The sequence below is a fragment of the Microlunatus flavus genome (genome assembly GCF_900110855.1).
Taxonomy (GTDB): Bacteria; Actinomycetota; Actinomycetes; order Propionibacteriales; family Propionibacteriaceae; genus Microlunatus; species Microlunatus flavus.
In genome coordinates, this window is the sequence record NZ_FOFA01000007.1 from 211,146 (window position 1) to 237,385 (window position 26,240).

The window sequence follows — 26,240 nt, forward strand, 5'->3', positions numbered from 1 at the left end:
CCAGTGTGGTGGTCGACGCAAGGCGCCTGCCGACGGCGATGGGCCGCGGTGAGCGACGACCACTCCGCGTCCGTCGCACGCGGCCCCGGACGGGGCTCGACGGCTACGCTCGCGGGATGCCCGCCGCCACCGCTCCGCAGGTCACCGACGTGTCGGTGACCTGGCGCGTCGACGACCCCGAGGGGCGCCTGGAGGCGGTCCGGCTGTGGTCGGACTTCGACCTCGGCGACACCGGGTTCACGCGCGTCGCCGGCGGCTGGGAGCTCGCGGTGCCGCGCGCCGACCTGCCGCCGGTCGACCGCCTCGAGTACCTGATCGAGGAGACCGGCGACGGCCACACCGTGATGCGGACCGACCCCGCGAACCCGCTCCAGGTGGGCGGGGCGTTCGGCGACCACTCGTGGGTGTCCCTCGGCTACCGCGAGCCGGCCTGGCTGCGACTGCAGGCCGAGGAGGGCACCCGGCATGACCTCGCCGTGGAGACGCCCGTCGACCTGGTCCACGTCCAGCTCTGGTCGCCCGCCGGGACCGACCCCGACGAACCGCTCCCGCTGCTGCTGTCCCACGACGGGCCGGAGATGGACCACCTCGGGGAGCTGACCCGCTTCGTCGGGGTGATGACGGCCCTGCGCGAGGTCCAGGGGACCGGCGGCCTGCCGCCGCTGCGGGTCGGGCTGCTCGCGCCGGGGCCGCGCGACGAGCGCTACTCCGCGAACGACGCGTACGCCGCCGCGCTGTGCGAGAACGTCGTGCCGGCCCTCCTCGCCGAGGCGCCGACGGTCGGCCGGCCGGTCCTCGCCGGGCAGAGCCTGGGCGCCCTGGCCGCGCTGCACGCGGAGTGGCGCCACCCGGGGACGTTCGGGGGGCTGCTGCTGCAGTCCGGCTCCTTCTTCACCCCGCAGCTCGACGGCCACGAGAGCGGCCACGGCTCGTGGGACCGCATCACCGCCTTCGTCGACGAGGTCCTCGACGCCCGCCGCGCCCCGAGCGGGCTGCCCGTCCGGGTCGTCTTCGGGACCGCGGAGGAGAACGCCGCGAACAACCGTCTGGTCGCCGCCGCGCTCCGGGCGCTGGGCCTCGACGTCGGCACGGGCGAGGTCCGCGACGGGCACACCTGGACCTGCTGGCGCGACCTCCTCGACCCTTACCTCCCCGAGGTGGTGCACGAGGCCCTTCGACAGGGCGAGGGGACTTCTGCCACGGTGACGGCATGACCGAACGCGTCCAGGTCGAGCTCGAGGCGCCGGGACTGCCCCGGCCGGGCACCGTGATCCGGTACGGCCACTGGGGCCGTCCGGTCGTCGTCTTCCCCAGCGAGCGCGGGCGGGCCTGGGACTACGAGGCCAACGGCATGGTCGGCGCGCTGCGCCCGCTGCTCGACGAGGGCCGCGCCAAGCTCTACTGCGTCGACTCCTTCGACGAGACCAGCTGGTCCGACAGCTGGATCAGCGGCGAGGAACGCGCGCGGCGCCACGGAGCGTACGCGTCCTGGATCACCGACCAGGTGGTGCCGTTCATCGGGCGGGACACGCCCGGCGCCGCGGACGCGGTCGTCACGGGCTGCTCGCTGGGCGCCTACCACGCGCTGCAGCTCGGCCTCACCCGTGCCGACCTGTTCCCGGTCGTGATCGGGCTGTCCGGCAACTACGACCCCTCGACCTGGCGGGCCTGGGGCGAGCGCGGCGAGGCGGCCTACTTCACCAACCCGAGCGACTACGTGCCCGGCCTGTCGGGCGAGCACCTGGACCGGCTGCGCGAACGGCTGAAGGTCGTGCTCGTCGTCGGCCAGGGGGCGTGGGAGACGCACCCGACCCGCTCGCTGCCGCAGACGCAGCGGATGGCCGGCCTTCTCGCCGAGCGCGGCATCGACTGCGAGCTCGACCTGTGGGGCCACGACTCCGCGCACGACTGGGAGTGGTGGCGGCGCCAGATCGCGCACCACCTGCCGCGCTTCTGCTGAGACGCGAGCACCCGGCGCTCGCGCCCGACCGCCGGCCCTGCTAGGCAAGGGGCGTGACTTCCCACCTGATCGGGCTGCTGCTGGGTGCCGAGGAGGACTGGCCGGTCGCGTTCGAGGACATCCTCGCCCGCGTCGGGCCGGTCACGAGCGGCGGGCAGGAGCACACGTTCAGCAGCGAGCGGCTGACCATCGAACCGTTCGACCTCACCGACCCGGTCCGCAGCGGCCTGGTGATCGACCGGCTCGCGTACTGGTACTACCACCCGCGCGAGTGGCTGAAGAAGGCCGCGCTGGTCAACGGGACCTACCTGCTGAACAGCCCCTTCACGTTCCAGTCGATGGAGAAGCACAGCGCCTACTGCGCCATGCTGCGGCTCGGGCTGAAGGTCCCCAAGACGGTCCTCGTGCCCTACAAGAACCCGATCGACAACGTGCGGTGGGCCTACACCGCGGCGAAGTACAACCAGCCCTTCGACCTCGACGCCCTGGCCGAGGAGATCGGCTACCCGCTCTACATGAAGCCCTTCGACGGCGGCGGCTGGCGGGGGGTGTCCCGCATCGAGAACCCCGACGACCTGCACCGCAGCTACGACGCGTCCGGCGAGATGCTCATGCACCTCCAGGCCACGGTCGACTACGAGCACTTCGCGCGCGCCCTGTCGATCGGGCCCGAGACCATGGTCATGGACTTCCGCCCTGACCAGCCGATGCACCAGCGGTACGCGGTCAGCCACGACTTCCTCTCCCCGCAGGCCGGGCACGAGGCCGTGGCGATCAGCCGCATCGTCAACGCCTTCTTCGGCTGGGAGTTCAACTCCGCCGAGATGCTGGTGGCGGGCGACGAGGTCTACCCGATCGACTACGCCAACGCCTGCCCCGACGTGGCCGTGACCTCGCTGCACTACTACTTCCCGTGGGCGATCACCGCCCTGGTGCGCTGGTCGGTCTACTGCCTCTCGACCGGGCGCAAGGCCGGCGTCGACCTGAGCACCGCGGAGTACTTCGCCGTCGCCGACGACCCCGACCGCTCCTACACCGACAAGATCGACGCCTACCTCGCCATCGCCGACCGGTACTTCGAGACCGAGCGCTACCGGTCGTGGTGCACCGAGCACCTGCCGCACCTCGAGGAGCAGGTGCACGACTGGGTCACCTCGCCGGCCTTCGACCGGATGCTCCTGGACACCGTCCGCGCCACCTATCCGCCGCACGAGCAGGACGCGTTCCTGGCCCACTTCCACGGCCTCGTCGACCTCTGGGCGAGCGACCAGCAGCGCCCGGGTGCGACGGACTGAACCCGTGACTCAGCGCCAGAAGTCGTCGTCCGGGCGCTTGTAGGCCTGGGCGATCTGCTGGGCCCCGGTGACGACCGCGGCGAGCAGCGCGCCGACGCCCAGGATCGCGAGGACGGTCGGCGCCACCAGACCGCCGACGTCCAGCAGGCTCATCCCCACCCCGAGGGCGATGAGCAGGACGCCGGCGATACCGGCGGCCGTGGTGCGACGCGCCTGGCGACGGGCCTGTCCCGGGTCGTCCGGGTCGTCCGCGTCGGCCATGGTCCGCGCTCAGCGCCAGAAGTCGGAGTCGGCGTACGACTCGCGCTGGAGGAAGGCGGAGATGCTGGCGGACACGCCGAGCACGAAGGCCGTGGCGCCGGCCAGGGCGACCGCGGTCGTCACCAGCAGGGGGAGCAGGGCGGTGGTGGACGCGAGCAGGGCGCCGGCGACGACCAGCGTGCCGACGAGGACGAGGGTGGTGTGCCACTGCAGGCGGCGGCGCCCCGCGTGCAGCCCGGACGTCGTCATCCCTCCACGGTAGGTCGCGCGGAGGCTGCGCGCGAGGGGTCGCAGGAGCTCAGGCGCGATCTCGGCCGGCGGTGAGCAGCGTCGCCAGCCGCTGCACGGCGAACGCGTACCCCTGCACCCCGGCACCGACGATCACGGCGCTGGCCAGGGGAGCCAGGTAGGAGTGGTGCCGGAACTCCTCGCGGGCGTGCACGTTGCTCACGTGCACCTCGACGAAGGGCAGCGCCACCGCCGCGAGGGCGTCGCGCAGGGCGACCGAGGTGTGGGTGTAGGCCCCGGCGTTGACCACGACGCCGGCGCAGTCCTCCCGCGCGGCCTGCACCGCGTCGACGAGCGCGCCCTCGGAGTTGCTCTGCACGGCCCGCAGCTCGAGGCCCTCCGCCTGCGCCGTGCGGCGGGCCAGCGCCTCGATGTCGGCCAGCGTCTCGGAGCCGTAGATGCCTGGCTCCCGGGTGCCGAGCAGGTTGAGGTTCGGTCCGTTGAGCAGCAGCAGCCGGGGCACGGGTCCACGCTAGCGACGTCGGGCTGCCGACGTCGGACCGGCGACGTCGGGCTGGCGGGAGGGCGAGCCCTGGCGGCGGAGCCAGGTGTCGTACGTGGTCGGCGCGAGCCAGGCGTCGCCGCCGGAGGTCGGGGTCAGCATCGAATCGGTGAGGACGGCCCCGAAGTAGGGCGCCTGGGGGTCGGTGACCACCGGCCGCGGGTCGCCGGTGGCCGCGAAGAGGCGCCGGACGAGCGCGTCCAGGCCGAGCGGCTCGGGTCCGGCGACCTCGACCGTCCGGCCGAGCGGCGCGGCGGCCACGAGCTGCGCCAGGTGCGCGACGACGTCGGCGGACGCGATCGGCTGCAGGTGCGCCGGCGTCGCGTGCACCTGCCCGTCGCGTTCCCCGGCGTCCGCGATGCCCGGCACGAACTCGAAGAACTGCGTCGACCGGACGATCGAGAAGGGCAGGGGACCGTCCTGCACGACCTGCTCCTGGGCGAGCTTGGCGCGCAGGTAGCCCGAGTCCGGCACGCGGTCGGCGCCGACGATCGAGAGGACCACGTGGTGGCCCACCCCGGCCTCCCGCCCGGCGTCGAGCAGGTGCCGGCTCGAGGTGGTGAAGAACGCGAGGACCTCGTCGTCGGCCCACGACGGCGAGTTGGTCAGGTCCACGCAGACGTCGGCGCCGGCCAGCGCGTCGGCCAGGCCCTCGCCGGTGGTGGTGTCGATGCCGTCGCCGCGGCCGAGGGCCGTGGCGTCGTGCCCGTCCTCGACGAGACGGGCGCCGAGCTGGCGGCCGATCAGGCCGTTGCCGATGATGGCGATATTCATGTGCTGCTCCTCCGGGTTGCGGTTCCACCCTCCTGACCGGGCAGCGGGGTCAGGTGTGACACCCGGCCCGGTCAGTCGCCGCGAGAGCCCGAGCGCAGGAAGCCGGCGATCTTGTCCGGGTTCAGCTGCCACTGCAGCTCCTCGATGCCCGCGTCGGTGGCGCGCATCGTCAGCACCGCCAGCGGGACGCCCTCCGCGTCGCGGACCAGCGCTGCCGGGCGTCCGTTGGCCTCCACCTGCTCGACGTGTGCGCCGTCCCAGAAGCGGCGGGCCCGGAACGCCGCGACGAAGGCGGCGACCCGCTCCCGGCCCGTGACCGGGAGCCGCGCCACCCCGCGGATGCCGTTCCCGTCGGACAGGGTCACGACGTCCTCGGCCAGCAGGCGCTCGAGCGCGGCGACGTCGCCGCTCTGCGCGGCCTGCAGGAACGTCTCCATCAGGCGCCGGTGCACGCCCGGCGCGACCTCCGCTCGCTGCGGGGAGGAGAGGTGCCTGCGCGCGCGGCTGACCAGCTGGCGGGCGTTGGCCGGGCTGGTCCCGAGGACCTCGGCGACCTCGCCGAAGGCGTAGTCGAAGGACTCGCGCAGGAGGTAGGCCGCACGCTCGGTCGGTGTCAGCCGTTCCAGGAGCAGCAGCAGCGCGGTCCCGACCTCCTGGTCGCGCTCGACGCCGAGCGTGGGGTCGGCGCCGGTGTCGACGGGTTCCGGCAGCCAGGGGCCCAGGTAGGCCTCGCGCCGTACGCGGGCCGACTGCGCGACGTTCAGGGCGAGCCGGGCGGTGGTCGTGGTGAGGAACGCGACCGGGTTGTCCACGACGGAACGGTCCGTGCCCTGCCAGCGCAGCCACGCCTCCTGCACGACGTCCTCGGCCTCGGTCCAGCTGCCGAGCATCCGGTACGCGACCGCGAACAGCCGCCGCCGTACGGCAGCGAACGTCTCGGCCGCGTCGTCCAGGGGGTCGGAGGCCGCCGGCACACCGGTGATGCTAGGCCCCGGCCGCGGCGCGGACGCCGTGGTGGCCGGAGGGGTCACGGCCCGTCCCCGGCCGCGATGGGCTCGGGCGGGCCGGCCGCCGTCAGGGTCCTCGGCGCGCGTGCGGACGGCACCGGGACGTGCCGCTCGGTGAAGCCGCCGTCGGGGGACTGCTCGAGGACGCCCGATTCGGCGCCGTCGCGCTCCCGTTCCTCCTCGTACGCGCGCAGCGTCCGGCACGCCGTCCGCGCGACCGCGAACGCGAGCACCGGGCCGGCCAGGAGGACCACCCGGAGCGCGACGACCACACCCTCGAAGGAGAGGTGCAGCTGGGTGGCGAGCAGGTCGGCGCTGCCGGCCAGCCAGAGCGTGCCGTAGAAGGTGGCGCCCGCCGCGCCGACGCCGGTCCGCGCCGGCCGGTCACGCGGGCGGTCGAGCACCTGGTGCTCGCCCCGGTCGCCGCCGAGGCGCTCCTCGAGGAGCGGCCAGGCGAGCAGCACCGCGAAGAACGTGCCGATGGCCGCGAGCGGCACGAGGACCGCGAGGGTCCAGGTCCGGCCCGCGACCGAGAGCTCCCAGCCGGGCGGGACCAGGCGGAGCGCGCCGTCGAGGAACGCCGTGTACCAGTCGGGCTGGCTGCCGGCGTACGCATCGGCGGGGGAGGCCGGGCCGTAGCGCCAGACCGGGCTGATGGTCATCGTGGCGCCCATGAGGGTGAGGACCCCCGCGGTGATGAAGCCCAGGCCGAGCACGCGGGCCGCCGCCTGCGGCCAGGCCGGCAGGCCCACCACCCGGTCGGCGTCCCGTCCGGCGCCGGGCAGCTGGACCGGGCCCGCGCGGAGCACCAGCCGCAGCCGGAGCGCGACCAGCACGACGAGCGCCGCGGGCGCGAGCAGGTGCACGACGTAGAGGTGCTCGACGACGCGGCCGGGGTACTCGCCGCCGAAGAGCGCGAAGGTCAGCCACGTGCCGACGAACGGAAGGGCGAGGGTCGTGCCCTCGACGATCCGCAGACCGGTGCCGGACAGGTCGTCGTCGGGGAGCCCGTAGCCGCTCCACCCGGCCCCGAGCACGACGACGAACGTGGCGACCAGCAGCACCCACGCCGCGCGTCGCGGCCGCCGGAACGCGCCCGTGAAGAACGCCCCGGTCAGCTGCAGGACGAGCGAGGCCGGGAGCACCAGCGCCGCCCAGTGGTGGGTCTGGCGCACCAGCAGCCCGCCGGGGACGTCGAGCGACAGGTGCACGGTCGAGGCGAAGGCCCGCGACACCGCCAGGCCGTGCAGCGGCGCGTAGCCGCCGGCGTAGGTCACGACCTCACCGGAGGGGTCGTACGCGGGCAGGAGCAGGAGGCCGGTGACGAGCAGCACGACGAAGCACCCGGCCGAGACCGTTCCCCACAGCAGCGCCCACGTCGTCGGTTGCGCCCGGTGGTGCAGCGTCCGCGCCAGGGCCGACGCCCGCCGGCCGAGCGGGTTGCCCTCGGCCAGCCAGGCGAGCAGGCGGCCCGAGCGCGTCGGGTCGGGCGGGTCGGGCTCGCGCTCAGCGGTCGGCACGGGGTGCCCCTGCGGCCACGAAGGCGTCGCGCGGGTGCTGCACGGACTGCAGGGAGACGATGTCGCGGCCGAACACGAGGGCCGGCAGCCAGGTCGCCAGGACGCGGACCTTGCGCTCCCAGGTGGGCACGGCCAGCACGTGGTAGCCGCGGTGCATCAGCCAGGCCGGGAACCCCTTCACGACCAGCGGGCCGGACTGGAAGATCCCGCGCCCGAGGCCGAGGGTGGCGACGACGCCCAGGCTGCGGTGCACGTACGGTTCCGGCTGCCGGCCGCGCAGGACGGCGACGACGTTGCGGGCGAGCAGTCGTCCCTGGCGCACGGCGTGCTGGGCGTTCGGGACGGTGAGCGTGCCGCCCTCGGGGGCGCTCAGGTCGGGGACGGCCGCGTCGTCGCCGGCCGCCCAGGCGTCGGGGACCGGGTCGGCGTCGGTGCCGACCCGCAGGTCGGGGCGTACGACGACCAGTCCGCGCTCGTTCACGGGCAGGTCGGTGTGCCGGGCGACGACCGGGTTGGCGCCGTTGCCGGCCGTCCAGACCACGAGGTCGGACTCGAGCCGGGTGCCGTCCGACAGCACGACGTGGCCGTCCTCGGCGGAGGTCAGGAACGTCTCGAGGTGCACGTGACCGCCGCGGCGCTCGAGCGAGCGCCGGACCCACTCGCCCGGTCCGGGCGAGACCTCCGGGAGGATGCGGCCGGTGCCCTCCACGAGGTGGAAGCCGAGGTCCGCCAGGGTGAGCGGCGGGTAGGCGCGCAGCAGGGCCGTCGCCAGCGACAGCAGCTCGCCGAACCCCTCGACGCCGCTGAAGCCGCCGCCCACCACGACCACGGTCAGCAGCCGCTGGCGCTCCGGACCGGGAGGCAGCGCCGCCGCCCGGTCGAAGGAGGTGAGCAGCCGGTCGCGGATGGCCACGGCCTCCTCGACGTGCTTCAGCCCGATCGCGTGCTCGCCGACGCCCGGGACCGGCAGCCGGCGCGTGACCGCCCCCGCCGTCACCACCAGTACGTCGTAGCCGAGGGTCTCCGGCTCCTCGCCGGCTCCGTGGTCGAGCTCGACCTGGCGGTGGGCGTGGTCGATCCGTGTCACCGCAGCGGGCACGAGCCGGGTGCGCCGCAGGTGCCGGCGCAAGGAGACCGCGGCGTGCCGGGCCTCGACCGAGCCCGCGGCGACCTCGGGCAGGAACGGCTGGTAGGTCATGTACGGCCGCGGGTCGACCAGCACGACCTCGGCCTCGCCGGGCCGCAGCAGCTTCTCCAGCCGCCACGCGGTGTAGAACCCCGCGTACCCGCCCCCGACCACCAGCACCCGCGGCATCGCCGCCTCCTCGTCTCGTCCGTCACCCTCTAGACAAGGCAGGAGGCGGATCTGTGACAGGAGGCGGAAGGGGTTCAGTCGACGGAAGGAGGCGGACCTGACGAGGCTCGAGTGGTTGACGCAGCTGAAGCAACCCGAACATCACAACGCCTGCGCTCTTATGTCTAGTTCCATAGACTTATATTCGTCTACTAGACTAGACTGAAGCATGGTCAGTGATGAGCCCACACGATCGGTCGTCAAGCGTCTACGTGATGCAGGCTTCCTGCCCGGGCGCACGGTCGGAAGTCACACGAAGTGGGTGAAGGGGTCGGTGTCAGTGTCAGTGCCGGATGGACACCGGACCATCTCGGCGGGTGTGGTGCGGCAAGTCAACAGGGCGATCGAGGAGGCAGGGCGATGATGTACGAGGCGTTCGTCACCAGAGAGGGCCGTTGGTGGATGGTGCAGGTCCCCAGCATCGACGCAGTCACCCAAGCCCGGCACGTCGCTGAAGTGCCTCTCATGGCCCGCGAGCTCGTTGCCGTGCACGAGGGGCTCAAGCTCGAGGACGTCGAAGTCACGATCACCTACGGCGACATCAGTGGCGTCCCCGGCGATCGGGTAACCACCTTGCTCTTCGACCGAGAGGTGTCCGACAGGATCAATCGGAACGTTGCCGAGCGCACCAGCCGGCTTGCGCGCGATCTGGTGAGCGCCGAGGTTCCGCTCCGCGAGGTCGCCGAACTCATCGGGGTATCCCACCAACGCGTGCATCAACTCGTCACCACGGCGGTGCCTACCACCGAAGGCGTCAGCTCTGAACTTCCTGAGGAGCCGGAGGCTGAGGTCGTCGACCTCGTCGCCGCCTTGCGCAAGAGCGTGGAGGACGCGCGCGGTCGACGAGAGGCTGATTTGGTGGCCGGTGGCTCAGCGAGCGCTGAAAGAGTTCCTGGCAAGGGATTGGCCGGTCGAGCATGACGCGTCAGGAGGAGCGTCGCTACCCGCTCGGGCAGCAGCCTGCAGATCTACGAATGGACCCGTGCAGGCAGTGTCAGGGCGAGGTTGTGCCCAAGTGGGTCGAGGAGCAGCGGCGTCTCGCCGACGACGGCGGCCGCTGGGTGAAGGCAGCGCGCGTCTGCACGAACGCTGGCTGCATCACCAACACAGCACGACCGTCTCTCGGGAAGCCTCAGCCTTAACCACGCCCTCCCAAGCTTGCTGGCGGTGCGCGCAGTTCCTCCGGCGACGCGGATCCGCAGGGGTGGCGAGTCCTTAATCGAGCGGTCCTGCAGGTGTTCAAGCCACGGCAGTTCCAATGGGCCAGGCGGCCGTCGCGGCGTGCAGGTGCCCCCATTCATCTCCGGTTGCACACGCATCCGCGCGACCTGGTCTGGACGAGGCGGCGCGCGTGAGCCAGAAGGACGACCTGACACCTCGGCCGGCGAGGAGGGGGACGAGCCGGTCGGTAAGCCGGATTCTGTCCCTCCGCCGAGGCGGAGGGGGCGACCATCCATCTGCGACCGCTGTCGCCAGCGGCCTGGTGCGACCTACCCGGGAGCTCGGGCGAGCAGCCCTCGAACGCTCCCGCGGCGTCCTCCTCTGCAGGAGGGTGCCTTCTTGGTCTTGCTCCCGGTGGGGTTTGCCGAGCCACCCCTGTCACCAGGGGCGCTGGTGGTCTCTTGCACCACCGTTTCACCCTTACCCGCCGGCCGAGGCCGACGGGCGGTCTGCTTTCTGTGGCACTGTCCCGCGGGTCACCCCGGGTGGGCGTTACCCACCACCGTGCTCTTCGGAGTCCGGACTTTCCTCGACGCCCGCCCGAGGGCGTACGCCGCGGCCGCCTGACCGACTCGTCCCGCCAGGAAGGGTAGTGGGTCGGCACCGCTGGCGGAAAGTCGTCGCGGGAACCCACTCAGCCGAGGTTCCTCGTGCTCTTCCCACCCTGCAGACGTGGGTGAGCCCGCGCATTTCACGACATCGTGAAATGCACGGGCTCCCGAACGACCACTTTCGAGGGGGAGGTCCTACTTGGCGAGGAAGGCGATCAGGGCCTCGTTGAGCTCGCCGGCGTGGCTGACGTTGAAGCCGTGCGGGCCGCCCTCGACGACGACGAGCTCGGAGCCCGCGATCGCCTCGTGGGTGCGCTTGCCGGAACCCTCGAAGGGCACGACCGCGTCGGAGTCGCCGTGGATGACCAGCGTCGGCACGGTGATCTTCGTGAGGTCCTCGCGGAAGTCGGTCGTGCCGAAGGCGTTGAGGCAGCCGAGCTCCGCGCGGTGGTCGGCCTGGGCCTCGAGCGCGAGCGCCTGCTGGCGCTGGTCCTCGGTGACGGTGAGCGTGCCGTCGGCCGAGAAGAACTGGGTCATGAACTGGTCGAAGAACTTCTCGCGGTCGTTCTTCACGCCGGCCTCGAAGCCGGCGGCGGTGTCGGCGTCCAGGGGACCGTCCGGGTTGTCGTCGGACTTGGCGAGGTACGGCGGCACGGCGCCGGCGAAGACGACGCTGTGCACCCGCTCGTTGCCGTGCTTCGAGGCGTAGCGCGCGACCTCGCCGCCACCCATCGAGAAGCCGACGAGGGTGACGTCGTGCAGGTCGAGCTCGGTGAGCAGGCCGTGCAGGTCGTCGGCGAGGGTGTCGTAGTCGTAGCCCGAGGTGCCGAGACCCTTGGGCTTGTCGCTCTCGCCGAAGCCGCGGCGGTCGTACGTGATCACGCGGTAGCCGGCGGCGGCGAGCGGGCCGGTCTGCTCGCTCCAGGACTCGCCCGAGAGCGGCCAGCCGTGGATGAGGACGACCGGGCGGCCGGTGCCGCCGCTGTCCTCGACGTGGAGGGTGATGCTGGTCAGGAGGCCGTTCTTGACGGAGACGTCGGTCATGTCCCCATCATGGCCGGTCGCGCGCGACAGACCCTCGGGCGGGGTCGATGCACAGCCCATCCGCAGCGAGCTCTCAGCCGGTCAGGGGAGGGTCAGCACCTCGGCGCCGGTGTCGGTGACGACCAGCGTGTGCTCGAACTGCGCGCACCGGCTGCCGTCGACGGTGAGCACCGTCCAGTCGTCGTCCCACATCGTCGTCGCACCGCTGCCGAGGGTGATCATCGGCTCGATCGTGAAGGTCATCCCCGCCTCGATCACCGTGTCGTAGCGCGGCTCGTCGTAGTGCGGGATGACCAGCCCGGAGTGGAAGGTCGTGTGCACCCCGTGGCCGGTGTACTCGCGCACGACGCCGTACCCGAACCGCTTGGCGTAGCTCTCGACGACCCGTCCGATCACGTTCACCTCGCGCCCGGGCCGGACGGCCCTGATCGCGCGGTCCAGCGCCTCGCGGGTGCGCTCGGCGAGCAGGCGCGACTCCTCGTCGACGTCGCCGCAGAAGTAGGTGGCGCAGTTGTCGCCGTGCACGCCGTCCTTGTACGCGGTGACGTCGATCTTGACCAGGTCGCCGTCCTCGAGCGGACGGGCGTCGGGGATGCCGTGGCAGACCACCTCGTTGACCGAGGTGCAGCACGACTTGGGGAAGCCGCGGTAGCCGAGCGTCGAGGGGTACGCGCCGTGGTCGAGCATGAACTCGTGGGCGACGGCGTCGATCGCGTCGGTGGTGACGCCCGGGGCGATGGCCGCCGCGGCCGCCTCCATGGCCTGCGCCGCGATCCGCGCGGCGACCCTCATCCGCTCGACCGTCTCGGGCGTCTGCACGTCCGGGCCGTCGTACGGCGCGGGACCGGGCCGACCGACGTACTCCGGGCGCGGGATGGTGCTCGGGACGCTCCGGACGCCCGAGACCGGGGCGGGCTGGACGGCGGTGGACACCTTCCCGATGCTACGTGCGACCGCCGTCGCCGCGGACGGTAGCGTCACCCGCGTGCGGCGGCGCCGGGTCGCCCGAGCGAGGAGGCGACATGGCCGACGGCGACTGGTGGTTCGACCTCAAGACCAAGCAGGCGGTGCAGGACGACAAGGCGGGCAAGGCCGCCGACCGCCTCGGTCCGTACCCGACCCGTGAGGACGCCGAACGGGCGCTCGAGACGGTGCAGCAGCGCAACGACGCCGCGGACTCCTGGGACGACGACTGACCCTGGCGCGGTGACCGCGCCGCCCTCGACGAGCGTGGTCGGGCCGAGGGCGCACGGGTGCCGCCCCGCCAAGGTGGCGCTCAGGCCCGCGGGGTAAGCATGACGACGAGGCGGCGGACGTCGGGCCCGTCCCTCCGGCTCGGCCCCTCGACCGTCCCGTAGCCCTGCCCGACGGGAGGAAACGCATGACGACCGACTTCCAGGCTCCGCCGACCGGCCCGGGTGCGAAGGTGTCGACGACCGACAGCGGCGCCCCGGCACCCAGCGACCAGTTCGCCCTCTCCGTGGGCGCGGACGGGCCGCTGCTGCTCCACGACTTCCACTTCGTCAACCAGATGGCGCACTTCGACCGCGAGCGCGTGCCGGAGCGGGTCGTGCACGCCAAGGGCGGCGGCGCGTTCGGCGTCTTCGAGACCACCGCGGACGTCAGCCACCTGACCCGCGCGGCGATGTTCCAGCCGGGCGTGAAGACCGAGATGCTCGCCCGCTTCTCGACGGTCGCCGGCGAGCTCGGTTCGGCGGACACCGTGCGCGACCCGCGCGGCTTCGCGCTGAAGTTCTACACGACCGAGGGCAACTGGGACCTCGTCGGCAACAACACCCCGATCTTCTTCGTCCGCGACGCCATGAAGTTCCCGCACTTCATCCGTACGCAGAAGCGCCAGCCCGACTCCGGCCTGCAGGACTGGAACATGCGGTGGGACTTCTGGACCCTCAGCCCGGAGTCGGCCCACCAGGTCACCTACCTCATGGGCGACCGCGGCATCCCGCGCACGTGGCGCCACATGAACGGCTACGGCTCCCACACCTACATGTGGGTCAACGCCGAGGGCGTGCGCAGCTGGGTGAAGTTCAACTTCCACTCCGAGCAGGGCGTCGAGAACCTCAGCAACGAGGAGGCCGCGCAGACCGCCGCGACCGACCCGGACGCGCACCGTCGCGACCTGTTCGACTCGATCGCCGAGGGTGAGTTCCCCTCCTGGGTCCTCAAGGTCCAGGTGATGCCGTACGAGGACGCGAAGACCTACCGGATCAACCCCTTCGACCTGACCAAGGTGTGGCCGCGCGGCGACTACCCCGAGATCGAGGTCGGGCGCATGACCCTGAACCGCAACCCCGAGAACCACTTCGCCCAGATCGAGCAGGCCTCTTTCGAGCCCAGCGCGGTCGTGCCCGGGATCGGCTTCAGCCCGGACAAGATGCTGCTCGGGCGGGTCTTCTCCTACGCCGACACGCACCGCCACCGCATCGGCCCGAACTACCACCAGCTGCCCGTGAACCGCCCGAAGGTGGAGGTCAACACCTACGAGTTCGACGGCGCGATGCGCTACGACTTCAACCCGGGCCAGCCGGTCTACTTCCCCAACACGGTGGGCGGGCCCGAGGTCAAGGCCGACCTGTTCGCGGGGACCGGGTGGGAGGCGGACGGCGACTTCGTGCGGCAGGCCTACACGCTGCGCGAGGACGACGACGACTTCAGCCAGGCGAACGCCATGGTCAACCAGGTGTTCGACGCCGCCCAGCGCGACCGCCTGGCGCAGACCGTCGCCTCCACGCTGGGGACGGTGCGGCCCGACCTGAAGGAGCGCGTCTTCGACTACTGGCGCAGCATCGACAAGGCGGTCGGCGACCACATCGCCGAGCTCGCCGCCGACCCGTCGGTCGAGGCCCACGGACCGGCTCCTGCCAGTGACGACCCCGACACCCCGGTGAACAAGGACGTCGCGGTCGACAAGACCACGCCGTTGAACGACGGGCCGCTGCCCGCGGGTCGACCCGGGCTCTGAGGTCGACGTCGAGACCCCGTCCCCTCGTGGGGACGGGGTCTCGCGCGTTCGGGGGCCCGGGCGCCGGAAGCCTCAGAACCAGCGGACGCCGGCCCCGTGCTGGTGGGTGAGCGCGACCGCCCGGCCGTCGACGCCGAGCACGAAGGAGAGCCAGTCGTCCGGCTCGGCCGCAGCGGCGGGGACGGTCGCCGTGACGCTGGGCAGGATGTCGCGCTGCTCGTTGCTGACCCAGTGGCAGGCGCCCGCGTCGACGAGGCCGAGCATCCGCTCGACGAACCGCTGCCGCCCGGGGCGGTCGAGGTACATCGCCACGGCGCTGTGGAAGACCACGACCGGGCCGTGCTCGGCCGCCGCCGCGACCTGGTCGTCGAGGAGGTCGAAGAGGTCGCCGCGCACGATGCGCGGCGGGTCGGCGCGGGCGATCGCGACGGCGGCGCGGAGCCGTGCACGTCGCTCCTCCTGCTCGGGCCAGACGCAGGTCTCGAGCCAGGCGACGGCGCGGTCGTCGCGGACGTCGACCGGGTCGAGGTCGACGCCGCCCCGCCAGGCCACGGGCAGCGCGCCGGTGGGCACGGGGAGCGGGCCCTCGGCCGCGCAGGTCAGGATCGGTCCCGGGCCGTCGAGGGTCCCGAGCGGCGGCCAGGCGTAGGCGTAGCGGTCCGGGAAGAGGCAGAGACCAGCGCTCGTGCCGACCTCCAGCAGGGCCAGCGGCCCCTCGTCCGCGGCGATCCGGGCGAGGGCGGGGAGCAGGGTCGCGAGGCGGCCGACCTCGTTGGTCTGGGTGCGGCGGGTGAGGATCGTCGTGCGGATGGCGCCGTCGTCGCCGAGCAGCGCCGCGCGCAGACCGGCGTACGGGCCGGGCGCCGGCACGCCGTGCCAGCGGGCGGCGGCGAGGACGAGGTTCGGCTGCTGCTTGCCGCGGGGCAGGGTCGCGATCCAGGCGAGCACCTCGACGTCGTCGGACACTCCGCGCGACCACTCCTCGAAGCAGGCCGACTGGTCGTGCGTCGAGGTCGCGAAGCCGCGGTAGTGGCGCGCGACGGCCTCGAGCTCGGGCGGCAGGCTCACGCCGGCACCGTACCGACCCGGGCGCCCCGGCCGGTCCTGTCCTTCGCGCGCATCAGGCGAGCGGGGCGACCAGGGGCTCTCCTGAGCCGGTCGACAGGTCCGGCTCGGCGGCCGTCCGCGCCGGGTCCGTGACCGCGACCCGCGAGGCTCCGGGCACGGGGCGGACCCACACCGCGCTGCCCTCGGTGAGCCCCTTGTGGGCCGACTCGGCGCGGGTCAGCGTGACGAGCACGGGCGCCCGCTCGCCGGCCACGTCGACCTCGACCCGGACCTCGAAGCCGACGCGGGTGAGCCGGGCGACCCGGCCCTCGACGGTCTCGGGGAAGGGGTGGCTCTCCAGCTCGAGGTCGTGCGGGCGGACGAGGTGGCCCTGCAGCGTGGTGACCGGCCCGAGGAAGCCCATGACGAACTCGCTCGCGGGGGCGTCGTAGAGCTCGTCGGGCGTGCCCTCCTGCTCGACGCGGCCGTGGTTGATCACCACGATGCGATCGGCGACCTCGAGCGCCTCCTCCTGGTCGTGGGTGACGAACACCGTCGTCACGTGGACCTCGTCGTGCAGGCGGCGCAACCAGTCGCGCAGCTCCTTGCGGACCTTGGCGTCGAGGGCGCCGAACGGCTCGTCGAGCAGCAGCACCGTGGGCTCGATGGCGAGCGCGCGGGCGAGCGCCATGCGCTGGCGCTGCCCGCCCGACAGCTGGGCGGGCAGCCGGTCGGCGAACTGCGAGAGGTGCACGAGCTCGAGCATCTCGGCCGTACGCGCCTTGATCTCGGCCTTGGGCCGCTTCCTGATCTTGAGCCCGAAGCCGACGTTGTCGGCGACGCTCATGTGCCGGAAGGCGGCGTAGTGCTGGAAGACGAACCCGACGTTGCGCTTGCGCGCCGGCAGCCGGGTCGCGTCGACGCCCTCGATCTCCACCGTGCCGGTGTCGCCGACCTCGAGGCCGGCGATGATGCGCAGCAGCGTCGACTTGCCGCCGCCGCTCGGGCCGAGCAGCGCGGTCAGCTGGCCGCTGGGCAGGTCGAGGTCGATGTCGCTGAGCGCCGCGAAGTCGCCGAAGGACTTGTTGACGTCGCTGATCCTGATGCTCACGGGTTCACCTTCAGCGGTCGTGGTCGGAGGGGCGCAGCACGGACACGACGACCAGCGCGACGACGGCGAGGAGGGCGAGGACGAACGCGGCCGCGTACGCCGCCGTCGTGGCGTCGGCGCCGAACTGCGAGTAGCGCTCCTCGACCAGCAGCGTCGCGGTCTGGGTGCGCAGCGCGACGCCGCCGGAGACGACCTTGACCGCGCCGTACTCGCCGAGCGAGCGGGCCAGGCTGAGGACGACGCCGTAGACGAGGGCCCAGCGGATCGCGGGCAGCGTGATCCGGCCGAACGTCTGCCAGGCCGACGCGCCCAGGCTGCTGGCCGCCTGCTCCTGGTCGGTGCCGATCTCGTGCAGCACCGGGACGACCTCGCGGATGACCAGCGGCAGGCTGACGAACGCCGTGGCCATGATCATCCCGGGCTGCGCGTAGATCACCTGCAGCCCGAGACGCTCCAGCGTGGGGCCGAACCAGCCGGTCCGGCCCGAGTACACGAGCAGCAGGGCGAGGCCGACGACGACGGGGGAGACCGACAGCGGGAGGTCGACCAGCGCCGACAGCGCCCGGCGGCCGGGGAACTCGTAGCGGACCAGCAGCAGCGAGATGCCGACGCCGAACACCGTGTTGATCACGACGGCCCAGAACGCGTTGGCGACGGTGAGCTCGAAGGCGAAGACGACCTCGGGCTGGCCGAGGGCCTCGAGCACCGGGCCGAGCCCGCGCTCGAAGGTCTTGAAGGCGACGATCGCCACCGGCCAGACGACCAGCAGCCCGAGGTAGACGATCACGGCGATCCGCAGGGGCCAGCGCAGCCGGGACGGCTGGCGGACGGTGCGCGTACGCCCGCCGCGGGTCGTGGCGGTCGTGTCAGCCATGCCGGGCCACCCGCCGCGAGACGACCTCGAGCCCGACGATGACGACGAGGGCCACGAGCAGCAGCACCGAGGCGACCGCGGACGCGGCCGTGAGCTGGTCGCCCTCGATGAACGACAGGATCCGGACGCTCGCGACCTCGGTCGAGTAGGGCAGGTTGCCCGAGAGCAGGACGAGCGAGCCGTACTCGCTGATCGCCCGGGCGAAGGCCAGCGCGGCGCCCGAGGTGATGGCCGGCGCGAGGCTCGGCAGGATCACCAGCCGGAAGACGGTGAAGCGGCTGGCCCCGAGCGAGGCCGCGGCCTCCTCGACCTCGGGCTCGATCTCCATGAGCACGGGCTGCACGGTGCGCACCACGAAGGGCAGGGTGACGAAGAGGAAGGCGAGCGTCACCGCGTGCGAGGTGTTCGCCCAGTGCAGGCCCAGCGGCGAGCCGGCCCCGTAGAGGCTGAGCAGCACCAGGCCGGCGACGATCGTCGGCAGCGCGAAGGGCACGTCGATGACGACCTCGAGCACGCGCTTGCCCACGAACGAGTCGCGCACGAGCACCCAGGCGATCGCCGTGCCCATGACGACGTCGACGAGCGTGACGAGCACGGCGTGACCGACCGTCAGCTCCAGCGCCGCCAGCGTCTGCGGGCTGGTTAGGGCCTCGGCGTAGCCGGCCCAGCCGCCGCTCGACGCCTGCACGACCACGGCGACCAGGGGGATCAGCACGAGCAGGCTGAACCACAGCATCGCCACGCCGAGCCCGATCGCCGAGGCGCGGGTCAGGGTGGTGCGCCGCCTGCGGCCCCGCGGGGACCGACCGGGGGTCGGGGTGTCCTCGGACGCGGCCGTGCCGGCGAGCGCGTCGCTCGCCGACGGCGTGACGGCGGTGGTCACCGCCGCAGCTCCCGGCCCCTCGTCACTGGCTCTTGCCCGTGGCCTGCTGCACCTGCGACACGATGCCGGTCTTGTCGGTGAAGAACTTCGCGTTCACCGCGTCCCAGCCGCCGAGGTCGGCGATCGTGGTCAGCTTCTTCGGCGTCGGGAACGGGTTCGCCGGGTCGTTGGCGCCCTCGACGCCGGTCGTCGGCGTGCCCTGGACGACGGGCCGGAAGCCTTTCTTCACGAACTCCGCCTGGCCGTCGGCCGACAGCACGAAGTCCAGGTAGTCCTTGGCCTTCGGGGTCGCCTTGGTGGTGATGGCGGCCGGGTTCTCGATGAGGACGGTCTGGTCGGGGACGACGTAGTCGAAGTCCTCGCCGGACTGGCGCGCCAGGATCGCCTCGTTCTCGTAGCTGATGAGGGCGTCGGCGTCGCCGCTGAGGAAGGCGTTCGTCGCGTCGCGGCCGCTGCCCGGCAGCGCCTCCACGTTCGAGAAGAACTTGGTCAGGTAGTCCTTCGCCTCGGCCTCCGAGCCGCCCTCGGCGATCGTGTGCTCGTACGCGGCCAGGGTGTTCCAGCGCGCGGAGCCCGACGAGGCCGGGTTCGGCGTGATGATCTTCACGCCGGGCTTGACCAGGTCGTCCCAGCCCTTGATGCCCTTCGGGTTGCCCTTGCGGACCGCGATGACGACGACCGAGTCGGCGACCATGCCCTTGGTCGGACCCGCGCTCCAGCCGGCGTCGACGAGCCCGGCCTTGACCAGGCGGGTGACGTCGGGCTCGAGGGAGAAGCTCACGTAGTCGGCCTGCAGGCCGTTCGCCACGGCGCGGCTCTGGTCGCCCGACGGCCCGTACGCCTCCTGGAAGGTGACGCCCTGACCGGCCGGCGTCGCCTGGAACTTCTTCTCGACGGCACCGTTCGCCTCCTTGGGCACCGAGTAGCCGACGAGGTGGATCACGGCGGCGCCCGAGGCCGAGCCGTCGGAGGAGGCGCCCGAGGGGCTGGCCGACCCGCCGACGCAGCCGGCGAGCAGCAGGGACGACGCGGCGGCGGTGGCCACGGCGGCGACCGCGCGGACGCGCGTACGGCGGAGGAGCGGACGGGTCATGGCGGAGCCCTGTTCTGTCGGCGCGCAGGCACTATGCCTACTGGTCGACTAGAGAATGCCGGGCTGCTGGGGTTCGGTGAGACGGCTTCCCGGTCTGTGAGACGGCGCGGCACTGGCGAGCCGGCGCGGGCGACGTCAGGCGAGATCGGCGTCAGGTGGCGACCAGGCGGGCGAGCGCGATCCGGGTGAGGGGCGCGTACGCGGCGACGACGGCCGTGGGCCCCTCGAGCACGAGGCCCGCCCGGGTGCCGCCGTCGGCCGGCGCGACCTCGTGGTGCAGCGACAGCACGACGGGACCGACCCGGGCCACCCAGCTCCAGCGCATCGTCGGCTCGTCGACGGCGGTCACGACGAACGGCACGCGCAGGCCGCCGAGCGCGCGCACGACCCCGGTCCGGCCGACGGCGAGCCGTGTCCCGTCGGCGTCGACGCCACGGATCTGGGGAGCCCAGGTCGACCAGGCGTCGAGGTCGGCGTAGCGCTCCCAGGCCACCACGGGCCGGGCGGGGCCGGTCACCTCCACGCGTCGCACGGCCATGGCCCGCTCCTCCCGCCAGGCCGCGCCCCTGGCCCACGTGACGACCGTGTGACGGCCCCGGGCTGCCCGGACCTGCGCGGAGGCCTCACCGTAGGCTTCCGCCTACGCGCCGGACGGTGCGACACCGAGGGAACGAGGCTTGAGATGAAGGCGAAGACAGTGCTGGTGGCCGCGCTCGCGGGCGGTGTCGGCTACGTCCTCGGGACGCGCGCCGGTCGTGAGAAGTACGAGGAGCTCAAGGCCCGCGCGAACGACCTCGCGCACAGCCAGCAGGCGCAGGACGCCGCGGCGCGCGTCGCCGCCGAGGTCAAGGAGCGGGCGGCCACGTTGCCCGACCCCGTCGCCAGCGTGATCAACACGGCCGCCGACGCGGTCGCCGAGGCGCCGAAGCCCGACACCGCGACCGGCTCGACCCCCTCCGCCTCCGCGTGAGGCCGGGCGACCCGGGCACCCGCGAGGTCCGGATCGGCTGCGAGTTCGTCCACTCGTCCGCCTACGACGTGCCGGCCGTCTTCCAGGTCGAGCCGTTCCGCGACCAGGGCGTCGTGGTGCACGACGAGTCCTGGACCTCGCAGCCGGAGCAGGCGACGCGCACCTACGCCGACCTCTACGACAACGTGTGCCGCCGGCTCACGATCCCCGCGGGCCAGTCGACCATCACCTACTCCGCGCTGGTGACGGTCCCGGACGCCACCGAGGAGGTCGACGAGAGCGCCGAGGAGCTCGCGCCGGAGGACCTGCCGGACGACGTGCTGATCTTCACCCTGCCGAGCCGCTACTGCCTGCCCGACGTGCTCGGGGCCGAGGCGTGGAACCGCTTCGGCCAGCTGCCCAAGGGCTACTCGCGGGTGCAGGCGATCTGCGACTACGTCAACGGCCACCTGACCTTCCAGTACGGCAGCAGCAACGCCCGCAGCACCGCCGCGGACGTGCACGCCGCCGGTTACGGGGTGTGCCGCGACTTCACCCACCTGGCGGTCTCGCTCTGCCGCGCGCTGAACATCCCGGCCCGCTACGTGTTCGGCTACCTGCCCGAGATCGAGGTCGAGCACAAGCAGGGACCGATGGACTTCGCGGCGTGGATGGAGGTCTACCTCGGCGGGCGCTGGTTCACCTTCGACCCGCGCAACAACGAGCACCGCAAGGGCCGCGTCCTCATCGGGCGCGGACGCGACGCCGGCGACGTGGCGATGGCGACGACGTACGGCGCGCCCTGGCTGCAGCGGATGACCGTGGTGGCCGAGGAAGCCGTCACCTCCGTGCCCACCGGCCTGGTGGGTCAGCCGGGCGTCTGAGCCGGTCGACGGCCTCTGAGCCTGTCGCCGTCCCCTGACCTTGTCGAAGGGCTCGGGGGACGGGGGCGGCCTCAGCCCACGCGGAGCCGGTCGGCGACCTCGTCGAGCTGCTCGGTCAGGCCTGCGTCCCCGATCGGGGCGCAGCCCCAGAAGAACGCGAGGGCCTCCGGGGAGTCGAGGTCGACGACGGTGACCTGCACCGTGTCGCCCTCGAAGGTGGTGCGGTCGTCGTCGGCGCGGACCTCGGAGCGCAGCGTCCAGGCGCGGTAGCCGTCGACCGTCGTCTCCGAGCTCGTCAGGTCGGTCCGGCTCGTCACGTGGCGGTAGAGCGGCGAGGCGAGCGTGCAGGTCATCATCAGCTCGGCCGCGGTCTCGGGGTCCTCGAATCCGTCCGCGACCGAGACGGCCCCGACCGCGTACGCGGAGTACCACTGCTGCTGCACCTGGACGTCGGCCTCCCCGACGTCGTAGGCCCAGGTGAAGGAGTCGGTCTGGCGGCCCGGGTAGACCCAGCCCCGCGGGAGCGGGAACGACAGGTTCCCGCCGTGCACCCGCCCGTCGCGCGGGTAGTCCTGGCGGCTGTACGGGCTGCCGAAGAGGCAGGGCCCGCTGCCGGCGCTCGGGCTGCTGCCGGGCGTCGGGCTCGCGGTCGGGCCGGCCTCTCCGCTCGGGACGGCGCTCGGGCTCGCGCTCGGCCGGACGGGGCCGCCCCTCGCCGGCGGGGTGGTCCCGCCCGCCGGGGCGCTCGCGGAGGGCCGCGCGGTCGGCGCGGCGGTCGGCCGGCTGCGCTCGCGCAGGACGAGGGCCCCGACGGCGACCAGGACGAGGACGACCGCGGCCGCCGTCGCGGCCAGGATCCAGCGCGTGCCGCGGGAGCGGCGCGGCGAGGGCGGTCCGCCGTCCGACGGCGGCTGCCCGGGCAGGTCGGGGGTGGTGCTCAGGCCCCAGTGCTGCCCGTCCCAGAAGCGGTAGTGGCCGGAGCGGCCCCCGGGGTCGGGATACCAACCGGGCTCGGGCACGGGCTCACGCTAGCGGCGCACGCCGTCCGACCCCCGGCCGACGCGCGCCCCACCGGCCTCAGGCCGGGACGTTCCGCTCCAGCTCGGCGAGCCAGGCGTTGGCGTTGCCGTCGCTGGGCGCGCGCCACTCGCCGCGCGGGGAGAGCGCGCCGCCCGCCACGACCTTCGGGCCGTTGGGGATCGCCGAGCGCTTGAACTGGCTGAGGCCGAAGAAGCGGTGGCAGAACACCTGCAGCCAGTGCCGGATCGTCGGCAGGTCGTAGCTCGTGCGCACCCCGTCGTAGCCGGGCGGCCACGGCCCGAGGTCCGGGTCGGACCACGCGTGGGTCGCGAGGAAGGCGATCCGGCTCGGCGGGAAGCCGTAGCGCAGCACGTGGAACAGGGTGAAGTCCTGCAGCGCGTACGGGCCGATCTTGGCCTCCGTGCTCTGCGGCCGCTCGCCCTCCGCGACCGGCACGAGCTCGGGGCTGATCTCCTGCGCGAGGATCGTGCTCAGCACCTGGTTGGTCTCGTCGTCGAACTCGCCGTTGGTGATCGCCCAGCGGATCAGGTGCTGGATCAGGGTCTTGGGGATGCCCGCGTTCACCGCGTAGTGCGACATCTGGTCGCCGACGCCGTACGTGCACCAGCCCAGCGCCAGCTCCGACAGGTCGCCGGTGCCGAGCACGATGCCGCCGCGCTGGTTGGCCAGGCGGAACAGGTAGTCGGTGCGCAGGCCGGCCTGCACGTTCTCGAAGGTGACGTCGTAGACCGGGTGCCCGTCGGCGAACGGGTGGTCCATGTCGTGGAGCATCTTCTCCGCGGCCGGGCGGATGTCGAGCTCGGCGAAGGTCGTCCCGAGGGCGAGCGACAGGTGGGTCGCGTTGTCCTTGGTCGCCGACGTCGTGGCGAAGCCCGGCATCGTGAAGGTGAGGATGTCCGTGCGCGGGCGGCCGAGCCGGTCCATCGCCCGCGCCGCCACCATCAGCGCGTGGGTCGAGTCGAGCCCGCCGGACACCCCGATGACGATCTTCGGGTTGCCGATCGCGACCAGGCGCTGCGCCAGCGCGGTGACCTGGATGTTGTACGCCTCGTAGCAGTCGAGCGCGAGCCGCTCGGGGTCGTCGGGCACGAACGGGAAGCGGTCGAGGGTCCGGCGCAGCCCGATGTCGCCCCGGGGCGGCTCGAGCGCGAAGGTCACCGTGCGGAACGTCGAGGTGCGTGCCGCGTGCGTCCGGCGGTTGTCGTCGAAGGTCCCCATCCGCTGCCGTTCCTGGCGCAGCCGCAGCAGGTCGACGTCGGCGACCGCGCGCCGGGGGCCGTCGGGGAAGCGGTCGGTCTCGGCCAGCAGCTGGCCCAGCTCGTAGACCATCGTCTGGCCGTCCCAGGACAGGTCCGTGCTGGACTCGCCCGGGCCGGCGGCGGTGTAGACGTACGCGGCGACGCAGCGGTCCGACGCCGAACGCACGAGCAGGCGGCGGTCCTCGGCGCGGCCGACCGTGATGGGGCTGCCCGAGAGGTTCAGCAGCAGCGTCGCGCCGGCGAGGGCCGCCTCGGCGCTCGGCGGCACCGGCACCCACATGTCCTCGCAGACCTCGACGTGGAAGGTCAGGCCGGGCACGTCGGAGGCCTCGAACAGCAGGTCCGGACCGAGCGGGACGGTCTGCCCGGCCAGGGTGATGGTGGCCCCGCGGCGGTCGTCGCCCGGCGCGAAGTGACGCCGCTCGTAGAACTCGCGGTAGGTCGGGAGGTAGGACTTCGGCGCGACGCCGAGCAGCCGGCCGCGGTGCACGACGACGGCGCAGTTCAGGAGCCGGTTGCCGTGGCGCAGCGGCGCCCCGACGACGAGGACCGTGGGCAGGTCGGCCGACGCGGCCAGCAGCAGGCCGACGGCCACCTCGACCTCGTCGAGCACCGTCTCCTGCAGCAGCAGGTCCTCGATCGAGTAGCCGGACAGGGCGAGCTCGGGGAAGACCGCGACCCCCACGCCCTCGTCGGCCGACGCGCGCAGCAGGTCCGCGACCGCAGCCGCGTTGGCCCGCGGGTCGGCGAGGGTGACGGTGGGCACGCACGCCGCGACGCGTACGAAGCCCTGGTCGTAGATCGAGGCGAACACAGGAGGAGTGTCTCAACCCCCGCTCGCCCGGCTGGGGGACGTCCGACCTCAGGTCGCCGGGGAACCCCCTTGGGCCCGCGCGGGGCGGGGTCCAGAATGGCCGGATGAGCGCCGACGAGTCAGCCACGTCCGAGCCCACCGAACAGCCGACCACGCAGGAGGACCCGGCCGACGAGACGAAGCGCAAGTTCCGCGAGGCGCTCGCCGCCAAGCAGGGTCGCCACGGCGAGGACCACCTCGACGGCGGCGGCAAGAGCGGCGGCCACGCCCACGGCCAGCTGAGCGGCAAGCGCACGTTCCGTCGCAAGACGGGCTAGCGGTTCGCGAGGGCCCCGCCCGGCGGCGCCACGTCGCCTGAGCCTGTCGACAGGCGTCTGCTCGCCCTTCTGCAGTCTGCGCGCGTTGCTAGGCACGCAGACTCGCGAAGATCGAGCAGACGCGTACGGGGCCGGGTTCGAAAGACCGCGTCAGCCGAGGTCGCCCTCGATGCGGAAGAGCCGCCGCGCGTTGCCCTCGGTGAACGCCTCGCGGTCGGCGTCGGTCGCGAGGTGCGTGAGGAACGTCGCGATGGCGTCGGCGTCGGGGCGCTGGAACGGGTAGTCGGTCGAGAAGATCAGCCGGTCGGGCGTCGTCACCTCGAGGACGTGGCGCAGGAGCGCCGGGTTGAGCATCCCCGAGCTCGTGAGGTGGACGTTGGTGCGCACGTAGTCCGACACGCGCCGCTCGAGCCCGGCCGCCCGCGCGAGGCTGTCGGCGCGGTCCAGCCAGAACGGCAGCAGCTCGCCCCAGTGCCCCAGCACCAGCTGCAGGTCCGGGTGCCGGTCGAACGTGCCGCGGACGACCACGCGGAGCGCGGCCAGTGCCGCCTCGAGGTGCCAGCCCCACCCGAAGGTGGCCATCGCCAGGTCGGTCAGGGGGTCGAACCCGCTGTACGAGACCTCCCGCACCGCCAGCGGTGGCACCTGGGGATGGATGAAGACCGGCAGCCCGAGCGACGCGGCCGTCGCGAAGACGTCCTCGTTGCGCGGGTCGTCGAGCGGGACCGCGCCCGAGCGGCCGTAGACCATCGCGCCGACCATGCCCAGCCCGGCCGCGCGCTCCAGCTCGGCCGCAGCGGCCGCCGGGTCGGCCATCGGCAGCGTCGCCAGCGCCCGGAACCGGCGCGGATGGCGGCGTACGGCCTCGACGGCGAGGTCGTTGGCCCGCCGGGCGAGGGGGACGGCCTGCGCGGGGTCGAGCGGGTGCGTGCCCGGCGGAGCCAGGGAGAGGACCTGGAGGTCGACGCCCTGCGCGTCCATGAACCGCAGGCGGGCGTCCGCGAGGTCGTCGAGGAGCGCGAGGTTGTCGCCCATCTCGTCGAGCACGAGGCTCGGGTCGCCGCGGTCCGCCGGCAGGGCCCGTACGGCTGCGGTGAGCTCGGGTGAGCTCCAGTGCTCCTCGATCGCGATCAGCGCCACGCCACCCATGCTCGTTCCCGCCTCCCGGGCGCCGTACGCGGCCTCGCCCACCTCGTCGAGCTCGGCGT

At 73.0% G+C, this 26,240-nt stretch carries 26 protein-coding genes, 1 other RNA gene and 1 pseudogene; 9 read left to right on the forward strand and 19 right to left on the reverse strand.

Annotated features, from left to right (window positions below):
• Positions 1-116: 116 nt before the first annotated feature.
• The 3 genes from BMY04_RS16175 to BMY04_RS16185 are packed head-to-tail and all read left to right on the forward strand — an operon-like array spanning position 117 to position 3,255.
• Positions 117-1,214 carry an alpha/beta hydrolase gene (locus BMY04_RS16175; RefSeq protein WP_091183204.1) on the forward strand — a complete coding sequence of 366 codons (1,098 nt, stop codon included), beginning with the start codon at positions 117-119 and terminating at the stop codon, positions 1,212-1,214.
• Positions 1,211-1,960, forward strand: coding sequence for an esterase family protein (locus tag BMY04_RS16180; RefSeq protein WP_091183208.1), 750 nt, complete (start codon positions 1,211-1,213; stop codon positions 1,958-1,960). Before BMY04_RS16175 ends, BMY04_RS16180 begins: the two co-directional genes overlap by 4 nt.
• A gap of 53 nt (positions 1,961-2,013) precedes the next feature.
• Complete coding sequence (locus BMY04_RS16185; RefSeq protein ID WP_091183213.1) at positions 2,014-3,255, forward strand: ATP-grasp domain-containing protein; 1,242 nt, start codon at positions 2,014-2,016, stop codon at positions 3,253-3,255.
• A gap of 9 nt (positions 3,256-3,264) precedes the next feature.
• Here the strand turns inward: BMY04_RS16185 and BMY04_RS16190 are convergent, their stop codons facing one another.
• From BMY04_RS16190 to BMY04_RS16220, 7 genes are all read right to left on the reverse strand, one after another.
• Complete coding sequence (locus BMY04_RS16190; protein WP_091183217.1) at positions 3,265-3,516, reverse strand: hypothetical protein; 252 nt, start codon at positions 3,514-3,516, stop codon at positions 3,265-3,267.
• Positions 3,517-3,525: 9 nt separating this feature from the next.
• The gene (locus tag BMY04_RS16195) at positions 3,526-3,765 is read right to left on the reverse strand and encodes a hypothetical protein (RefSeq protein WP_091183220.1); all 240 of its coding nucleotides are present in this window, start codon (positions 3,763-3,765) and stop codon (positions 3,526-3,528) included.
• A 49-nt stretch (positions 3,766-3,814) separates the two neighbouring features.
• On the reverse strand, positions 3,815-4,267 hold the full coding sequence (gene aroQ / locus BMY04_RS16200) for a type II 3-dehydroquinate dehydratase (RefSeq protein WP_091183224.1): 453 nt from the start codon (positions 4,265-4,267) through the stop codon (positions 3,815-3,817).
• A 9-nt stretch (positions 4,268-4,276) separates the two neighbouring features.
• A complete protein-coding gene (locus BMY04_RS16205; RefSeq protein ID WP_091183227.1) occupies positions 4,277-5,080 on the reverse strand; it encodes an SDR family oxidoreductase in 804 nt (267 codons plus the stop codon).
• 71 nt (positions 5,081-5,151) lie between these two features.
• A complete protein-coding gene (gene sigJ, locus BMY04_RS16210; protein WP_091183230.1) occupies positions 5,152-6,054 on the reverse strand; it encodes an RNA polymerase sigma factor SigJ in 903 nt (300 codons plus the stop codon).
• 53 nt (positions 6,055-6,107) lie between these two features.
• The gene (locus BMY04_RS16215; RefSeq protein ID WP_091183235.1) at positions 6,108-7,607 is read right to left on the reverse strand and encodes a cytochrome b; all 1,500 of its coding nucleotides are present in this window, start codon (positions 7,605-7,607) and stop codon (positions 6,108-6,110) included.
• The gene (locus BMY04_RS16220) at positions 7,594-8,922 is read right to left on the reverse strand and encodes an NAD(P)/FAD-dependent oxidoreductase (RefSeq protein WP_091183238.1); all 1,329 of its coding nucleotides are present in this window, start codon (positions 8,920-8,922) and stop codon (positions 7,594-7,596) included. The genes BMY04_RS16215 and BMY04_RS16220 overlap by 14 nt, the downstream gene beginning before the upstream one ends.
• Before the next feature lie 399 nt (positions 8,923-9,321).
• Here BMY04_RS16220 and BMY04_RS23125 point away from each other — a divergent pair, with 399 nt between their 5' ends.
• Positions 9,322-9,882 (forward strand): hypothetical protein, encoded by a 561-nt coding sequence (locus tag BMY04_RS23125; protein ID WP_198410206.1) that lies wholly within the window; start codon positions 9,322-9,324, stop codon positions 9,880-9,882.
• 472 nt (positions 9,883-10,354) lie between these two features.
• Here BMY04_RS23125 and rnpB read toward each other — a convergent pair.
• The 3 genes from rnpB to map all read right to left on the reverse strand — a co-directional run bounded on the left by rnpB (position 10,355) and on the right by map (position 12,710).
• Positions 10,355-10,757: RNase P RNA component class A (rnpB, locus tag BMY04_RS16235), an RNA gene on the reverse strand.
• Positions 10,758-10,928: 171 nt separating this feature from the next.
• Positions 10,929-11,777 (reverse strand): alpha/beta fold hydrolase, encoded by an 849-nt coding sequence (locus BMY04_RS16240; RefSeq protein WP_091183243.1) that lies wholly within the window; start codon positions 11,775-11,777, stop codon positions 10,929-10,931.
• A gap of 81 nt (positions 11,778-11,858) precedes the next feature.
• Entirely contained in the window at positions 11,859-12,710 is an 852-nt protein-coding gene (map, locus tag BMY04_RS16245) for a type I methionyl aminopeptidase (RefSeq protein WP_198410207.1), read from the reverse strand.
• A gap of 89 nt (positions 12,711-12,799) precedes the next feature.
• Here map and BMY04_RS22435 point away from each other — a divergent pair, with 89 nt between their 5' ends.
• Together BMY04_RS22435 and BMY04_RS16250 are read left to right on the forward strand one after the other, a co-directional pair.
• Positions 12,800-12,973, forward strand: coding sequence for an SPOR domain-containing protein (locus BMY04_RS22435; protein ID WP_139209908.1), 174 nt, complete (start codon positions 12,800-12,802; stop codon positions 12,971-12,973).
• A 185-nt stretch (positions 12,974-13,158) separates the two neighbouring features.
• Positions 13,159-14,610: pseudogene (locus tag BMY04_RS16250) on the forward strand (catalase); the annotation flags it as partial.
• 222 nt (positions 14,611-14,832) lie between these two features.
• Here BMY04_RS16250 and BMY04_RS16255 read toward each other — a convergent pair.
• The 6 genes from BMY04_RS16255 to BMY04_RS16280 form a co-directional block, all read right to left on the reverse strand.
• On the reverse strand, positions 14,833-15,828 hold the full coding sequence (locus tag BMY04_RS16255) for a DUF2332 domain-containing protein (protein ID WP_232506451.1): 996 nt from the start codon (positions 15,826-15,828) through the stop codon (positions 14,833-14,835).
• A 52-nt stretch (positions 15,829-15,880) separates the two neighbouring features.
• Entirely contained in the window at positions 15,881-16,918 is a 1,038-nt protein-coding gene (locus BMY04_RS16260; RefSeq protein WP_091183248.1) for a sulfate/molybdate ABC transporter ATP-binding protein, read from the reverse strand.
• A gap of 10 nt (positions 16,919-16,928) precedes the next feature.
• Complete coding sequence (locus BMY04_RS16265) at positions 16,929-17,792, reverse strand: sulfate ABC transporter permease subunit (protein ID WP_091183251.1); 864 nt, start codon at positions 17,790-17,792, stop codon at positions 16,929-16,931.
• A complete protein-coding gene (gene cysT, locus BMY04_RS16270; protein ID WP_091183254.1) occupies positions 17,785-18,675 on the reverse strand; it encodes a sulfate ABC transporter permease subunit CysT in 891 nt (296 codons plus the stop codon). Before cysT ends, BMY04_RS16265 begins: the two co-directional genes overlap by 8 nt.
• Positions 18,676-18,697: 22 nt before the next feature.
• Entirely contained in the window at positions 18,698-19,768 is a 1,071-nt protein-coding gene (locus BMY04_RS16275) for a sulfate ABC transporter substrate-binding protein (RefSeq protein ID WP_091183258.1), read from the reverse strand.
• A 151-nt stretch (positions 19,769-19,919) separates the two neighbouring features.
• On the reverse strand, positions 19,920-20,306 hold the full coding sequence (locus BMY04_RS16280; RefSeq protein ID WP_091183263.1) for an SRPBCC family protein: 387 nt from the start codon (positions 20,304-20,306) through the stop codon (positions 19,920-19,922).
• Between the two features lie 144 nt (positions 20,307-20,450).
• Here BMY04_RS16280 and BMY04_RS23130 point away from each other — a divergent pair, with 144 nt between their 5' ends.
• Positions 20,451-20,738: a hypothetical protein gene (locus tag BMY04_RS23130; RefSeq protein ID WP_091183267.1), complete on the forward strand. Its 288-nt coding sequence runs from the start codon at positions 20,451-20,453 to the stop codon at positions 20,736-20,738.
• Positions 20,735-21,601 carry a transglutaminase-like domain-containing protein gene (locus tag BMY04_RS16290; protein WP_198410208.1) on the forward strand — a complete coding sequence of 289 codons (867 nt, stop codon included), beginning with the start codon at positions 20,735-20,737 and terminating at the stop codon, positions 21,599-21,601. Before BMY04_RS23130 ends, BMY04_RS16290 begins: the two co-directional genes overlap by 4 nt.
• Positions 21,602-21,672: 71 nt before the next feature.
• Here the strand turns inward: BMY04_RS16290 and BMY04_RS16295 are convergent, their stop codons facing one another.
• Both BMY04_RS16295 and BMY04_RS16300 read right to left on the reverse strand, forming a co-directional pair.
• Positions 21,673-22,620, reverse strand: coding sequence for a DUF2510 domain-containing protein (locus tag BMY04_RS16295; protein ID WP_091183271.1), 948 nt, complete (start codon positions 22,618-22,620; stop codon positions 21,673-21,675).
• A gap of 58 nt (positions 22,621-22,678) precedes the next feature.
• Positions 22,679-24,715 carry an NAD(+) synthase gene (locus tag BMY04_RS16300; protein ID WP_091183275.1) on the reverse strand — a complete coding sequence of 679 codons (2,037 nt, stop codon included), beginning with the start codon at positions 24,713-24,715 and terminating at the stop codon, positions 22,679-22,681.
• Between the two features lie 104 nt (positions 24,716-24,819).
• On the opposite strand from BMY04_RS16300, the gene BMY04_RS16305 reads away from it, so the two are divergent.
• On the forward strand, positions 24,820-25,032 hold the full coding sequence (locus tag BMY04_RS16305; protein ID WP_091183278.1) for a DUF5302 domain-containing protein: 213 nt from the start codon (positions 24,820-24,822) through the stop codon (positions 25,030-25,032).
• A 150-nt stretch (positions 25,033-25,182) separates the two neighbouring features.
• On the opposite strand, the gene BMY04_RS16310 is transcribed toward BMY04_RS16305, so the two are convergent.
• Positions 25,183-26,172, reverse strand: a complete 990-nt coding sequence (locus tag BMY04_RS16310) for an amidohydrolase family protein (protein WP_170854182.1) — start codon at positions 26,170-26,172, stop codon at positions 25,183-25,185.
• Positions 26,173-26,240 lie beyond the last annotated feature (68 nt).

Coding starts and splice junctions, on each gene's coding strand:
- BMY04_RS16175 (WP_091183204.1), top strand. CDS start 117: ATGCCCGCCGCCACCGCTCCGCAGGTCACCGACGTGTCGGTGACCTGG.
- BMY04_RS16180 (WP_091183208.1), top strand. CDS start 1,211: ATGACCGAACGCGTCCAGGTCGAGCTCGAGGCGCCGGGACTGCCCCGG.
- BMY04_RS16190 (WP_091183217.1), bottom strand. CDS start 3,516: ATGGCCGACGCGGACGACCCGGACGACCCGGGACAGGCCCGTCGCCAG.
- BMY04_RS16195 (WP_091183220.1), bottom strand. CDS start 3,765: ATGACGACGTCCGGGCTGCACGCGGGGCGCCGCCGCCTGCAGTGGCAC.
- BMY04_RS16205 (WP_091183227.1), bottom strand. CDS start 5,080: ATGAATATCGCCATCATCGGCAACGGCCTGATCGGCCGCCAGCTCGGC.
- BMY04_RS16220 (WP_091183238.1), bottom strand. CDS start 8,922: ATGCCGCGGGTGCTGGTGGTCGGGGGCGGGTACGCGGGGTTCTACACC.
- BMY04_RS23125 (WP_198410206.1), top strand. CDS start 9,322: ATGATGTACGAGGCGTTCGTCACCAGAGAGGGCCGTTGGTGGATGGTG.
- BMY04_RS16240 (WP_091183243.1), bottom strand. CDS start 11,777: ATGACCGACGTCTCCGTCAAGAACGGCCTCCTGACCAGCATCACCCTC.
- BMY04_RS22435 (WP_139209908.1), top strand. CDS start 12,800: ATGGCCGACGGCGACTGGTGGTTCGACCTCAAGACCAAGCAGGCGGTG.
- BMY04_RS16265 (WP_091183251.1), bottom strand. CDS start 17,792: ATGGCTGACACGACCGCCACGACCCGCGGCGGGCGTACGCGCACCGTC.
- BMY04_RS16275 (WP_091183258.1), bottom strand. CDS start 19,768: ATGACCCGTCCGCTCCTCCGCCGTACGCGCGTCCGCGCGGTCGCCGCC.
- BMY04_RS16280 (WP_091183263.1), bottom strand. CDS start 20,306: ATGGCCGTGCGACGCGTGGAGGTGACCGGCCCCGCCCGGCCCGTGGTG.
- BMY04_RS23130 (WP_091183267.1), top strand. CDS start 20,451: ATGAAGGCGAAGACAGTGCTGGTGGCCGCGCTCGCGGGCGGTGTCGGC.
- BMY04_RS16305 (WP_091183278.1), top strand. CDS start 24,820: ATGAGCGCCGACGAGTCAGCCACGTCCGAGCCCACCGAACAGCCGACC.